The organism is Lapillicoccus sp., from assembly GCF_046595215.1.
Lineage (GTDB): Bacteria > Actinomycetota > Actinomycetes > Actinomycetales > Dermatophilaceae > Lapillicoccus.
The window spans coordinates 1-12,577 of record NZ_JBKJPP010000041.1 but is presented as its reverse complement, the minus strand read 5'-3'; the positions used below and the strand labels follow the sequence as shown (position 1 = coordinate 12,577).

The window sequence follows — 12,577 nt, the reverse complement described above, 5'->3', positions numbered from 1 at the left end:
CCCCACCATGGACGAGTGCCCGAGAGAGGAACGATGCGCTGTGGCACGACAGGAAGCCGGACCCATCCTCAACGGCATCCCGAGTCAGCTCCCTGACACGGACCCGGACGAGACGCAGGAGTGGCTCGAGTCGCTCGACGGCGTCATCGAGGGGGTGGGCCGCACCCGGGCCCGCTACATCATGCTCAAGCTGCTCGAGCGGGCCCGCGAGATGCAGGTGGGGGTCCCGTCGCTGACCGCGACCGACTACGTCAACACGATCAGCCCGGAGCAGGAGCCGTGGTTCCCGGGCGACGAGGACGTCGAGCGCGAGTACCGGCGCTACCTGAGGTGGAACGCCGCGGTCATCGTGCACCGGGCCCAGCGCCCGGACGTCGGTGTCGGCGGCCACATCTCGACCTACGCCTCGGCGGCGACCCTCTACGAGGTCGGCCTGAACCACTTCTTCCGTGGACCGGACCACCCCGGCGGCGGCGACCAGGTGTTCTTCCAGGGCCACGCCTCCCCCGGCATGTATGCCCGCGCCTTCCTCGAGGGCCGGCTTGCGGAGGAGGACCTCGACGGGTTCCGCCAGGAGAAGAGCCACCTGGTCGACGGCAAGAACAGGTCGCTGCCGTCCTACCCCCACCCGCGCCTCGCGCCGGGGTTCTGGCAGTTCCCGACGGTGTCGATGGGCATCGGACCGATGAACGCCATCTATCAGGCCCAGTTCAACAAGTACCTGCACAACCGGGGGCTCAAGGACACGTCCCAGCAGCACGTGTGGGCCTACCTCGGTGACGGCGAGATGGACGAGCCGGAGTCGCGTGGCCTGCTGCAGCTCGCTGCGGGCGAGGAGCTGGACAACCTCACCTTCGTCGTCAACTGCAACCTGCAGCGCCTCGACGGCCCGGTCCGCGGCAACGGCAAGATCATCCAGGAGCTCGAGGCCTTCTTCCGGGGCGCGGGCTGGAACGTCATCAAGGTCGTCTGGGGCCGTGGCTGGGACCCGCTCCTCGCGGCGGACCGGGACGGCGCGCTGATCCACGTCATGAACTCGACGAGCGACGGCGACTACCAGACGATGAAGGCCAACGACGGGGCCTACGTCCGCGAGGAGTTCTTCGGTCGCGACTCACGCACCCGCAAGATGGTCGAGAACCTCACCGACGCCGACATCTGGAACCTCAAGCGCGGCGGGCACGACTACCGCAAGGTATATGCCGCCTACAAGGCCGCCACCGAGCACACCGGGCAGCCGACCGTCATCCTTGCCAAGACGATCAAGGGCTACGGCCTCGGCAAGCACTTCGCCGGACGCAACGCGACGCACCAGATGAAGAAGCTGACCCTGGACGACCTGAAGGCCTTCCGCGACGAGCTGCGGATCCCGATCTCGGACGAGCAGCTCGAGGCCGACCCCTACCGTCCGCCGTACTACCACCCGGGCAAGGACGACCCCTCGATCCGTTACATGCTCGAGCGCCGGGCGGCCCTCGGCGGCGGGGTCCCGTCGCGCCGGGTCCAGCACGAGTCGCTCAAGCTCCCGGGCGACGACGCCTACGCCCAGACGAGGAAGGGCTCCGGCAAACAGGAGATCGCCACGACCATGGCGTTCGTGCGCCTGCTCAAGGACCTGATGCGCGACAAGGAGTTCGGCAAACGGGTCGTGCCGATCATCCCCGACGAGGCCCGCACCTTCGGCATGGACTCGTTCTTCCCGACGATCAAGATCTACAACCCGCACGGGCAGAACTACACCCCTGTCGACCACGACCTCATGCTCGCCTACCGCGAGGCCGTCAACGGGCAGATCCTCCACCTCGGCATCAACGAGGCCGGCTCGCTCGCGGCGTTCACGGCGGCCGGGACCTCCTACGCCACGCACGGCGAGCCGATGATCCCGATCTACCTCTTCTACTCGATGTTCGGGTTCCAGCGCACCGGAGACTCCATCTGGGCGGCTGCCGACCAGATGACCCGCGGCTTCCTCATCGGCGCCACGGCCGGTCGCACGACGCTGACCGGTGAGGGCCTGCAGCACGCCGACGGGCACTCGCCGCTGCTTGCCTCGACGAACCCCGCCGTCGTGTCCTACGACCCGGCCTACGGCTACGAGATGGCCCACATCGTCCAAGACGGCCTGCGCCGGATGTATGGAGATGCGAGCGGAGAGAACGACGACAAGAACCTGATCTACTACCTCACGGTCTACAACGAGCCGCTGGTGCAGCCGAGGGAGCCGGAGGACGTCGACGTCGAAGGCATCACGCGGGGGATGCACCTCATCGCCCCCGCGAAGACCGAGGGCTGGACCGAGACCCCGGCCCGGGCCCAGCTGTTGGCATCCGGTGTGGGCGTGCTGTGGGCCCTCGAGGCCCAGGAGCTGCTGGCCGCGGACTTCGGCGTCGCCGCCGACGTGTGGTCGGTGACGTCATGGAGCGAGCTGCGCCGCGACGGGATGGCCTGCGACGAGCAGGACTTCCTCCACCCCGACCGGGAGAGGCGCGTCCCCTGGGTCACCCAGAAGCTCGCCGACGCCCAGGGCCCGGTCCTCGCGGTCTCCGACTACATGAGGGCCGTCCAGGACCAGATCAGGCAGTACGTCCCGGGCGACTTCATGTCGCTCGGCGCCGACGGTTTCGGCTTCTCGGACACCCGGGCCGCGGCGCGCCGCTTCTTCCACATCGACGGTCCGTCGCTGGCGGTGCGCACCCTGCAGATGCTCGCCAGGCAGGGCGCCGTCCCGGCTGAGCACGCCGTGCAGGCGGCGAAGAAGTACCGTCTGGACGACATCACCGCCGGCACCTCCGGCAACGCCGGCGGCGAGTCCTGAACCCAGCCGCGTCCGGGATGCGGGGCTGCCCCTAGGCTGTGCGGCGTGTCCAAAGTACTGACGTCCCTCCCTGTCGGTGAACGTGTCGGGATCGCCTTCTCCGGGGGTCTGGACACCTCGGTGGCTGTGGCGTGGATGCGCGACAGGGGGGCCGTCCCGTGCACCTACACCGCCGACCTCGGCCAACCCGACGAGCCCGACATCCAAGGGGTCCCGGGCCGTGCCGGCGAGTACGGCGCCGAGCTGGCGCGACTCGTCGACTGCAAGCACGCGCTCGTCGAGGAGGGCCTGTCCGCGATCGCCTGCGGCGCCTTTCACATCCGCTCCGGGGGCAAGGTCTACTTCAACACCACGCCCCTGGGGCGAGCCGTCACCGGCACCCTGCTCGTGCGGGCGATGCAGCGGGACGGCGTCTCGATCTGGGGCGACGGATCGACCTACAAGGGAAACGATATCGAGCGGTTCTACCGTTACGGGCTGCTCGCCAACCCGTCCCTGCGGATCTACAAGCCGTGGCTCGACGCCGAATTCGTCGCCGAGCTCGGGGGGCGCACGGAGATGTCGCAGTGGCTCCTGGCCCACGACCTGCCCTACCGCGACTCCGCAGAGAAGGCTTACTCGACCGACGCCAACCTGCTCGGCGCCACCCACGAGGCCAAGACCCTCGAGCACCTCGACACCTCGCTCGAGACGGTCGAGCCGATCATGGGCGTGCGGTTCTGGGACGCGTCCGTGGCGATCGAGCCCGAGGATGTGACGATCGGTTTCGTCCAGGGCCGGCCGGTGTCCCTCAACGGACGCGACTACGCGTCCGCGGTCGACCTCGTCCACGAGGCGAACGTCATCGGCGGCCGGCACGGGCTCGGCATGTCCGACCAGATCGAGAACCGGATCATCGAGGCCAAGAGCCGCGGGATCTACGAGGCGCCGGCGATGGCGCTGCTCTTCCTGGCCTACGAACGGCTGCTCAACGCGGTCCACAACGAGGACACCCTCGCGAACTACCACGCGGAGGGGCGCCGCCTGGGGCGGCTGCTCTACGAGGGCCGCTGGCTGGACCCCCAGTCGCTCATGCTGCGCGAGTCGCTGCAGCGCTGGGTCGCCTCAGCCGTCACAGGCCAGGTCACGGTGCGCCTGCGACGGGGCGACGACTACTCGATCGTCGACACGCGAGGCTCGAACTTCAGCTACGACCCGGGCAAGCTCTCGATGGAGCGCACCGAGGACGCCGCCTTCGGCCCCGTCGACCGGATCGGCCAGCTCACGATGCGCAACCTCGACATCGCCGACACCCGCTCCAAACTCGAGATGTATGCCGCGCAGGGCCAGCTCCTCGGTGGGCAGACCGCTGCCCTTGTCGGCGAGCTCGAGGCGGGCGGGGCGGACGCGATCGCCGCCGGCAACGAAGCGGACGAAGTGGAGGGCCTCGATGAGGCGTTGGAGCGGTCCTCCTTCGACTTCGGGACCGACTGACTGCTGGTTGCGCTGACTGCTGGGTCCTCCTGGGCTGAGCTGGACCTACCCTTTCGCGCACTATGCCGTGCCCACCCACGTGGGCAGCGCTTCGTCCCACCCCACCCCAGGTGCCGTGCCCCCGGTGGTGGGCACGGCATAGTGACTGACGAGTGGACCTGTCGGGGTCACTGAACGGAGGAAAGGGTTGGACTGAACGGAGCCGCCGACCGAAGGCGGCGTGGCTGGCCCGGGCTGTGGCATCGGGCTGGTCGGTGCACATTCCGTGACTCCACGGTGATGGACGGGCGCGCGGCTCTTTGTCAGTGGTCCACAAATACACTGGGGCGATGGCCACGCCATTCTCGGCTCCCCGAACGCCCAGCGCCCCCCCGCGACCGCGCCTCACCGTCGCGACCCGGCGGCGCATCGAGCGCAGCGCGGGGATCCTCTCCGCGTCGGCGCTGCGTCGGATGGATGCACTCGACTGGTACCGGGCGCTGTCCGCCGAGGACCGCTCGTGGGTGGGTCTCGTCGCCCAGGCCGGCATCGGGTCCTTCATCAGCTGGCTGCGCTCCGACGGGCGCGAACAGCCGATCACGGTCGACGTCTTCGGCACGGCACCCAAGGAGCTGACCCGCTCGATCAGCCTGGGACAGACCCTCGACCTCGTGCGCTCCATCGTGGACGCCGTCGAGGAGGAGGTCACCCAGTTCGCCGCCAACGGTGACGAGCAGCCGCTGCGGGAGTCGGTGCTGCGCTACTCGCGCGAAATCGCCTTCGCCGCCGCACAGGTGTATGCCGAGGCGGCCGAGGCCCGCGGTGCGTGGGACGCCAGACTGGAGGCGCTCGTCGTCGACGCCGTCCTGCGCGGCGAGGCGGACGACTCGATGCAGTCCCGGGCCACCGCGCTCGGCTGGGGATCGGTGGCCCCGGTGACCGTCGTGGCCGGGGGCACGCCCCCGCGCAGCCCCGCTGAGGCGGTGGACGCCCTCCGCCGCGCGGCGGCGCGGCACGGAGCGGAGTCCCTCGCCGCCGTCCAACGCCGCCGCTTCGTCGTCATCCTCGGCGGCACCACCGACGCGATGGGGGTCGTCACCGACATCGCAGGGCACTTCGGAGACGGACCGCTCGTCGTCGGCCCGACGGTCCCCCACCTCTTCGCCGCCGGGCGCTCGGCCCGGGCTGCGCTGAGCGGGCTGGCCGCCGCCCCCGCGTGGCCCGAGGCTCCGCGACCGATCCTCGCTGACGAGCTCCTGCCCGAGCGGGTCCTCTCCGGCGACGGGCCCGCCCGGCGCACCCTCGTCGACCGGATCTACCACCCGCTCGAGGCCCAGCCCGCCCTCCTGCGCACAGCGTCGGTCTTCCTCGAGACCGGGTGCGCACTCGAGGCGACCGCCCGGGTGCTGTTCGTCCACCCCAACACGGTGCGCTACCGACTCGGCCGGATCGGGGTGCTGATCGGCTACGACCTCACTCACCCTCGCGAGGCACACACCGTGCTCCTGGCCCTCGCCGTCGGCCGCCTGTCGGAGCCGACGCGGATGCCCTGGCGGGCCGGTGCACCGGGGCGGCACGACGCACCGGGGCGGGCCGACGCACCCGGGCGGCTGCCCGGCATACCGGGCGGGCTCTTGTAGGTAACCTCCAACGTCGCTCGCTATTGTTGGGGGGGTTCGGTGGCGACCACCGGCACGACAAGACGGGAGGGTGGGATACGTGCTTGCCATCGTCTGCCCCGGACAGGGCTCCCAGACCCCCGGTTTCCTCTCCCCCTGGCTTGAGCTTGCGGGGTTGCGAGAGCAGGCCGCCGCGCTGTCCTCCGCCGCCGACGTCGACCTCGTCGCCCACGGCACGACGTCGGACGCCGACACGATCCGTGACACCGCCGTGGCCCAGCCGCTCATCGTCGGCGCCGGGTTGCTGGCCCTCGACGCCCTCTTCGCCGACCAGCCGGCCACCCTGGCCGAGACGACCGGCGTGACCGCCGGCCACTCCGTCGGGGAGATCACGGCCGCTGCCGGCGCGGGGGTCCTCTCCCACGCGGACGCGTTGGCCCTCGTCACCGTCCGCGGCCGGGCCATGGCCCGGGCGAGCGCGCTGACCCCGACCGGGATGAGCGCCGTCCTCGGCGGGGACCCGAGCGAGGTCCTCGAGGTCCTCGAGCGCCACGGGCTGACCCCCGCCAACGTCAACGGCGCCGGGCAGGTCGTCGCAGCCGGCACCGCCGAGCAGCTCGCTGCGCTGACCGCCGATCCCCCGGCCAGGGCACGGGTCATCCCGCTGCAGGTCGCCGGCGCCTTCCACACCGAGCACATGCGCCCCGCCGTGGACGCGATGCGTGAGCAGGCTTCCGGTCTCGAGACCCACGACCCGCGGGTCGCGCTGCTGTCCAACGCCGACGGGGCGGTCGTTCGCGACGGCGCCGGCGTCGTGGCGCGCCTGGTCACCCAGGTGAGCAACCCGGTCCGTTGGGATCTCTGCATGGAGGCGATGACGTCGCTCGGCGTCACCGGCCTCATCGAGCTCGCCCCCGCGGGCACCCTCGTCGGCCTCGCCAAGCGCGCCATGAAGGGCGTCGAGCTCGTCGCCCTCAAGACGCCCGACGACCTCGAGGCCGCCCGCGCCCTCGTCCGGCACCACTCCACCGCCAACCCCGAGGACCGACCATGAGCGACACCACGCAGGCTCCCCCGGCTCCCACCACCTCGACCACTCCGACCGCCCCGAAGGCCAAGGGCACCGGCACGCTCGCTGCCGGTGACGGCGCCCGACACGCCCGGATCTGGGGCGTGGGGGCCTACCGGCCCGAGCGGGTCGTCCCCAACACCGAGCTCGTCGAGCGCATCGACTCCTCGGACCAGTGGATCCGCGAGCGCTCCGGCATCATCTCGCGCCGGATGGCGGCCAAGGACGAGACCGTCGTCGACATGTCCGAGCACGCCGCACGCCAGGCCCTCGACGTGGCCGGTGTCACGGCATCGCAGATCGGCGCGATCATCACCGCCACCGTGACGCACCCCTACCAGACCCCCGCTGCCGCACCCATGCTCGCGGACCGGCTCGGCATCCAGTGCGCGGCCTTCGACATCTCCGCGGCCTGCGCCGGCTACTGCTACGCCATCTCGTTGGCCAACGACATGGTCCGCGGCGGCAGCGCCGAGTACGTCCTCGTCATTGGCGTCGAGAAGCTGTCCGACTTCACCGACTACGACGACCGCGGCAGCGCCTTCATCTTCGGCGACGGCGCCGGCGCCGCGGTGGTCGGTCCCTCGGACACCCCGGGCATCGGGCCGACGATATGGGGTTCCGACGGTGCCCAGTGGCAGGCGATCTCCCAGCGCGAGCCCTGGACCGACATCCGCGACACCGACAAGAAGTGGCCCGCCATCGGCATGGCCGGCCAGACCGTCTTCCGGTGGGCCGTGTGGGGCATGGCCCCTGTCGCGCAGCAGGCCATCGACAAGGCCGGCATCACCATCAACGACCTCGACGCCTTCATCCCCCACCAGGCCAACATGCGGATCATCGACGCGATGATCAAACAGCTCAAGCTGCCCGCCGACATCCCCGTCGCGCGCGACATCGCCGAGACGGCCAACACCTCGGCAGCGTCGGTCCCCCTCGCCACCGAGCGGATGATCCGCGAGAAGCAGATCCCCAGCGGCGGCCTCGCGCTCCAGATCGGCTTCGGAGCTGGTCTGGTGTATGCCGCTCAGGTCATCGTCATCCCCTGACCGCCTCCCCACCCACCCAACTCCCGCGTCCCGACGGGTCACTCGGGACATCGCAACACCGGCACCACCACCCGCACGGACCACTCAACCAAGGAGAACAGTCACATGGCGCAGAGCGAGCAGGAGATCCTCGAGGGTCTGGCCGAGATCGTCAACGAGGAGACCGGCATCGAGACCGACTCCGTCGAGCTCGACAAGTCCTTCACCGACGACCTCGACATCGACTCCCTGTCGATGATGACGATCGTTGTCAACGCCGAGGAGAAGTTCGGCGTCCGCATCCCCGACGACGAGGTCAAGAACCTCAAGACGGTCCGCGACGCCGTGACCTACATCGGCAGCGCCCAGGCCTGACCCACCGCGGCCCCTCCGGTTTGCGGAGGTCGGGCGCCACCTGGTGTCAGATCTCGCGACCGGAGGCGGCCCGCGCCCGCGCGGCACGGCATACGCTCATTGGCGCACGACCTCACACCCCCGGCATGCCGCGGTACCGTCGCCGCACCGCCCGCCCGACCCGCACCACCACAAGCCGCGGCCCCCGCGGCCGAGATGCCAAGGAGCCCGACACCATGACGTCCCCCCGCGAGCAGCGCATCGTCGTCACCGGCCTGGGTGCCACCACCCCCCTCGGTGGCACCGTCTCGTCGACCTGGGAAGCCGTCCTCGCCGGGCGCTCCGGGGCCCGAGACATCGCGGCCGACTGGGTGGCGAAGTACGAGCTGCCGGTCACCTTCGCGGCGACGATCCACACCAAGCCGGCGGACGTCCTCACCAAGGTCGAGACGCGCCGACTCGACCCGGGCTCGCAGTACGCGCTGATCGCCGCCCGTGAGGCCTGGCAGGACGCCGGGGCCCCCGACGTGGAACCCGAGCGCCTCGCGGTCGCGATCGGCTCCGGCATCGGCGGTGTCTGGACGCTGCTCGACCAGTGGGACAACCTGCGCGAGAGGGGCCCCCGCCGGGTCTACCCGCTCGCCGTGCCCATGCTTATGCCCAACGGCCCCGCCGCCGCGGTCTCCCTCGAGCTCGGCGCTCGCGCCGGGGCGCACACCCCCGTCAGCGCCTGCTCCTCCGGGGCCGAGGCCATGGGTCTGGGTGCCGAGATGATCCGCAGCGGCCGCGCCGACATGGTCGTCTGCGGGGGCACCGAGGCGGCCGTCCACGCCCTGCCGATCGCTGGGTTTGCGGCCATGCACGCCCTCTCGACCCGCAACGACGACCCGGCCAGGGCCTCTCGCCCCTACGACACCGACCGCGACGGGTTCGTGCTCGGTGAGGGCTCGGCCCTCGTCGTCCTCGAGACCGAGGAGCACGCCAACGCCCGCGGCGCGAAGATCTACGCCGAGCTGGCCGCCGTCGGCATGTCCGCCGACGCGCACCACATCACCGCACCGGACCCCGAGGGCGCCGGCGCGGCCCGGGCCATGCTCGAGGCGCTCGAGCGCGCCGGGCTGACGACGTCGGACGTCGCCCACATCAACGCCCACGCGACCTCGACGCCCGTCGGTGACGTCGCCGAGGCCAAGGCGATCGTCCGGGCGTTCGGCGCGGCCGCCGAGGGCATCCCCGTGAGCGGCACGAAGTCGATGACCGGCCACCTCCTGGGCGCTGCGGGCTCGCTCGAGGCCGTCTTCTCCATCCTCTCCGTCCGGGACCGGATCGCCCCCGCGACGATCAACATCGACAACCTCGACCCCGCCATCCCCCTCGACGTCGTCCGCGGCGAGCACCGCACCCTGCCCGACGGAGACCTCGCCGTGCTGAACAACTCGTTCGGCTTCGGCGGCCACAACGTGGCCCTGCTCATCAAGAACGTCTGAGCGGCGCACCTCCCACGCGCACCTAGGCTGGGGGGTATGCCGCTGCGTGCCAAGTTTGCCACCACCTGCGGGGCCTGTGCCCGGCCCATCGAGCCCGGTACGGAGATCACCGACGCCGGCGACAAGACCACGCGCCGGTGGGCCCACGTCGGGTGTGCGCAGGGCAGTTTCGACCTGGGCATACCCGACTCGGTCGGGCCCGACAGAGCAGTCCCGGCCGGACCCACGGCCACGTCAGTGGTCGCGTCAGGAGTCGCCTCATCAGTCGCGTCAGGGGTCGCGTCATCAGTCCGGACCGGAGCCCTGGAGGTCTGGACCGACGGCGCCTGCTCGGGCAACCCCGGTCCCGGCGGGTGGGCCTGGGCCACGAAGGACGGTCGACAGGGATCCGGCGGGGCGCCGCACACGACCAACCAGCGGATGGAGATCCAGGCCGCCCTCAGGGCCGTGACCACGCTGGACGGACCACTCGTCGTCGTCAGCGACTCGACCTACGTCGTCAACTGTTTCCGGGACGGGTGGTGGAGAGGCTGGATGGCCCGCGGCTGGGTCACGAGCGCCAAGAAGCCCGTCGTCAGCCGTGACCTCTGGGAACCCCTCATCACGACCGTGCGTGAGCGGGGGGACATCACCTTCCGGTGGGTCAAGGGGCACTCGGGCGATCCGATGAACGACCTCGTCGACCGGCTCGCCGTGGAGGCGGGCAAGGCCGAGCAGCGCGCCTGAGCCCGGTCAGCCCACCCGGTGGAGCCAGCGGACGGGAGCCCCGTCACCGGCATACCGGAAGGCCTCGAGCTCTCGGTCCCACGCTGCGCCGAGGACGGTGTCGAGCTCGGCCTGGAGGCGCATCGGGTCGCCCTGGCTGGCGCGGATCGCGTCGCGCAGGCGCTCCTCGTTGACCATCGCGTCGCCGCTGGCCGAGGTCCAGGTGTGGTGGATGCCGAGGCTCGGGGTGTGCGACCAGCGCGAGCCGTCGGTACCGGGGGACGGCTCCTCGGTCACCTCGTAGCGCAGGTTGTCCCACCCTCGCAGCGAGCTGGCGATGCGCGCGCCGACCCCGGCTTCGGCGGTCCAGGACAGTTCGGAGCGCACGAGACGCGGACCGGCGGGCTGGACCGTCCACGCGAGGTTGACCCGCCCACCGAGAGCGGACTCGAGCGCCCAGACGATGTGCGGGCACAACGCCGTCGGGGCCGAGTGGACGAAGACCACACCCCTGGTGACACGCGGTTGCGCGACAGACATCCGGACCTCCTGTGTGCGAGGGACGTCTTCCCCACGAACCTGCGCACGAGACCTTCATGTATGCCGTGCCCATTGTGCACCATGTTTCACACCAGCACCAGATGCCCCATTCGTCCCTTTTTCGTGTCGTGGTGGCTTGTTGCGACGACTGGTCGGGACGGCGGGTCTGCAGACCGGTCTGAAGGGCATGGCGCGCGACCCCCGCGAGGGTCGCGCGCCGTTCCTTTCGGAAGACCAAGAATCACGCTGTCGCGGACGACCCCGACGTCGTCGGCGCCTGCTCGCCCTGGCCGCCACCTGCCGGAGGCCGCCCACCCCGACCGTCGTGTCCCCCGGGTCCGCCCGCACGGCGTTCCTGGACGCCGGTCACGGCGAAGTCGGCGCCGACCTGGACGATGACGTGCGTCCCGTCGGCGCGCACCAGGTGCGCCTCGTAGACGCCGTCCGAGTCCGACTCGACGCGCTCGATCGTCGCAGTGGGCTCCTTGGCCTTGACGGCCGCCGTCACCTTGGTCAGCGTGGCGCCCGTGAGCAAGTGCTCGTCGGACCGCATCGGCTTGCTCGAGTCGGTGTTGCCCGAGTCGGTATCGCCCGTTCCGGGCCCCTTCGTGGCTGTGGAGGTGGCCGTCGACGTGGGCGTGGAGGTGGAGCCGTCGGCGTTGGCCAGCGCTGCGCCGCCGAGCGCGAGCCCCACGGCGACGGCGATTGCCGCCCCGGCGGTGATCATCGTGTTCTTCTTCATCGGTCCGTACTCCTTTTGTAGTGGTGACTGCCAGTTCCTACCGTGCGTGGCGGGCCTGTCCGGACCTTCTCCTGCACATCTGAGGATGCTGTGGCCTGCCGTCCGACCGCCATGGTCAATGGCCGCCATGGACAATGGCCGCCATGCGCTCCTACGACGTGACGAGCGGGGACGGCACGCTCCTCCAGGCGTGGACCAACGACGCCGACGGCCCACTGGTCGTGTTGTGCAACGGCCTCGGCACCACCCCGGACTTCTGGCCCGCCCTCGCCGACCCGGCCTGCGGGGTGCGAGTCGTGTCGTGGTTCCACCGCGGCGTCGCCGGCTCGCAACGGCCTGCGGACGAGGACGCGATCGGCATCGACTCGATGGTCGAGGACGCGATCGCCGTCCTCGACTCGACCGGCGAGGACGCGGCGGTCCTCGCCGGGTGGTCGCTGGGGGTCAACGCGTCCTTCGAGACGGCGCTCGTCCACCCGGATCGGGTCCTGGGCCTGTTCGCGCTGTGCGGGGTGCCCGGCGAGACCTTCTCGACGATGCTGTCACCGCTGAGGGTGCCGCGCCTGCTCCGCAAGCCGATCACCGTGGCAGCGGCCCGGGGCCTGAGCCTCGTCGGCGCTCCCCTGTCACCGCTGGCGCGCCGGATGGCTCGCCTGCCCATGGCCGCGGACGTCATGCGCCGCAGCGGTTTCGTCCTGCCGCCAGCCGATCCGCAGCAGGTGCGGGCGGCGATGACGGCATTCCTTCGCACCGACGTCGACTGGTA

The 12,577-nt window shown here is 70.9% G+C and carries 11 protein-coding genes; 9 read left to right on the top strand and 2 right to left on the bottom strand.

The genetic code is table 11. From position 1 onward, the window contains the following. Nucleotides 1–40: 40 nt before the first annotated feature. The 8 genes from aceE to ACLL9L_RS03925 all read left to right on the top strand — a co-directional run bounded on the left by aceE (nt 41) and on the right by ACLL9L_RS03925 (nt 10,550). Nucleotides 41–2,815 carry a pyruvate dehydrogenase (acetyl-transferring), homodimeric type gene (aceE, locus tag ACLL9L_RS03960; RefSeq protein ID WP_411283351.1) on the top strand — a complete coding sequence of 925 codons (2,775 nt, stop codon included), beginning with the start codon at nt 41–43 and terminating at the stop codon, nt 2,813–2,815. A gap of 45 nt (nt 2,816–2,860) precedes the next feature. After that, nucleotides 2,861–4,288, top strand: a complete 1,428-nt coding sequence (gene argG, locus ACLL9L_RS03955; protein ID WP_411283350.1) for an argininosuccinate synthase — start codon at nt 2,861–2,863, stop codon at nt 4,286–4,288. Between the two features lie 329 nt (nt 4,289–4,617). Continuing rightward, nucleotides 4,618–5,907, top strand: coding sequence for a PucR family transcriptional regulator (locus ACLL9L_RS03950; protein ID WP_411283349.1), 1,290 nt, complete (start codon nt 4,618–4,620; stop codon nt 5,905–5,907). Nucleotides 5,908–5,986: 79 nt separating this feature from the next. Further along, nucleotides 5,987–6,940, top strand: a complete 954-nt coding sequence (locus ACLL9L_RS03945; protein WP_411283348.1) for an ACP S-malonyltransferase — start codon at nt 5,987–5,989, stop codon at nt 6,938–6,940. Next, the gene (locus ACLL9L_RS03940; RefSeq protein WP_411283347.1) at nt 6,937–8,004 is read left to right on the top strand and encodes a beta-ketoacyl-ACP synthase III; all 1,068 of its coding nucleotides are present in this window, start codon (nt 6,937–6,939) and stop codon (nt 8,002–8,004) included. Before ACLL9L_RS03945 ends, ACLL9L_RS03940 begins: the two co-directional genes overlap by 4 nt. Nucleotides 8,005–8,109: 105 nt before the next feature. Then, entirely contained in the window at nt 8,110–8,358 is a 249-nt protein-coding gene (locus ACLL9L_RS03935) for an acyl carrier protein (RefSeq protein ID WP_411283346.1), read from the top strand. A gap of 215 nt (nt 8,359–8,573) precedes the next feature. Then, a complete protein-coding gene (gene fabF, locus ACLL9L_RS03930) occupies nt 8,574–9,824 on the top strand; it encodes a beta-ketoacyl-ACP synthase II (protein ID WP_411283345.1) in 1,251 nt (416 codons plus the stop codon). A 36-nt stretch (nt 9,825–9,860) separates the two neighbouring features. Further along, nucleotides 9,861–10,550 (top strand): ribonuclease H, encoded by a 690-nt coding sequence (locus ACLL9L_RS03925; protein ID WP_411283344.1) that lies wholly within the window; start codon nt 9,861–9,863, stop codon nt 10,548–10,550. A 6-nt stretch (nt 10,551–10,556) separates the two neighbouring features. On the opposite strand, the gene ACLL9L_RS03920 is transcribed toward ACLL9L_RS03925, so the two are convergent. After that, on the bottom strand, nt 10,557–11,069 hold the full coding sequence (locus ACLL9L_RS03920) for a DUF3145 domain-containing protein (protein ID WP_411283343.1): 513 nt from the start codon (nt 11,067–11,069) through the stop codon (nt 10,557–10,559). Nucleotides 11,070–11,310: 241 nt separating this feature from the next. Next, complete coding sequence (locus ACLL9L_RS03915; protein WP_411283342.1) at nt 11,311–11,811, bottom strand: hypothetical protein; 501 nt, start codon at nt 11,809–11,811, stop codon at nt 11,311–11,313. A gap of 143 nt (nt 11,812–11,954) precedes the next feature. Between ACLL9L_RS03915 and ACLL9L_RS03910 the strand changes: the two genes are divergently transcribed. After that, the coding region (locus tag ACLL9L_RS03910; protein ID WP_411283341.1) for an alpha/beta fold hydrolase at nt 11,955–12,577 on the top strand (623 nt) is incomplete at its 3' end.

Coding starts and splice junctions, on each gene's coding strand:
- ACLL9L_RS03915 (WP_411283342.1), bottom strand. CDS start 11,811: ATGAAGAAGAACACGATGATCACCGCCGGGGCGGCAATCGCCGTCGCC.
- ACLL9L_RS03925 (WP_411283344.1), top strand. CDS start 9,861: ATGCCGCTGCGTGCCAAGTTTGCCACCACCTGCGGGGCCTGTGCCCGG.
- ACLL9L_RS03935 (WP_411283346.1), top strand. CDS start 8,110: ATGGCGCAGAGCGAGCAGGAGATCCTCGAGGGTCTGGCCGAGATCGTC.
- fabF (WP_411283345.1), top strand. CDS start 8,574: ATGACGTCCCCCCGCGAGCAGCGCATCGTCGTCACCGGCCTGGGTGCC.
- ACLL9L_RS03940 (WP_411283347.1), top strand. CDS start 6,937: ATGAGCGACACCACGCAGGCTCCCCCGGCTCCCACCACCTCGACCACT.
- ACLL9L_RS03950 (WP_411283349.1), top strand. CDS start 4,618: ATGGCCACGCCATTCTCGGCTCCCCGAACGCCCAGCGCCCCCCCGCGA.
- ACLL9L_RS03920 (WP_411283343.1), bottom strand. CDS start 11,069: ATGTCTGTCGCGCAACCGCGTGTCACCAGGGGTGTGGTCTTCGTCCAC.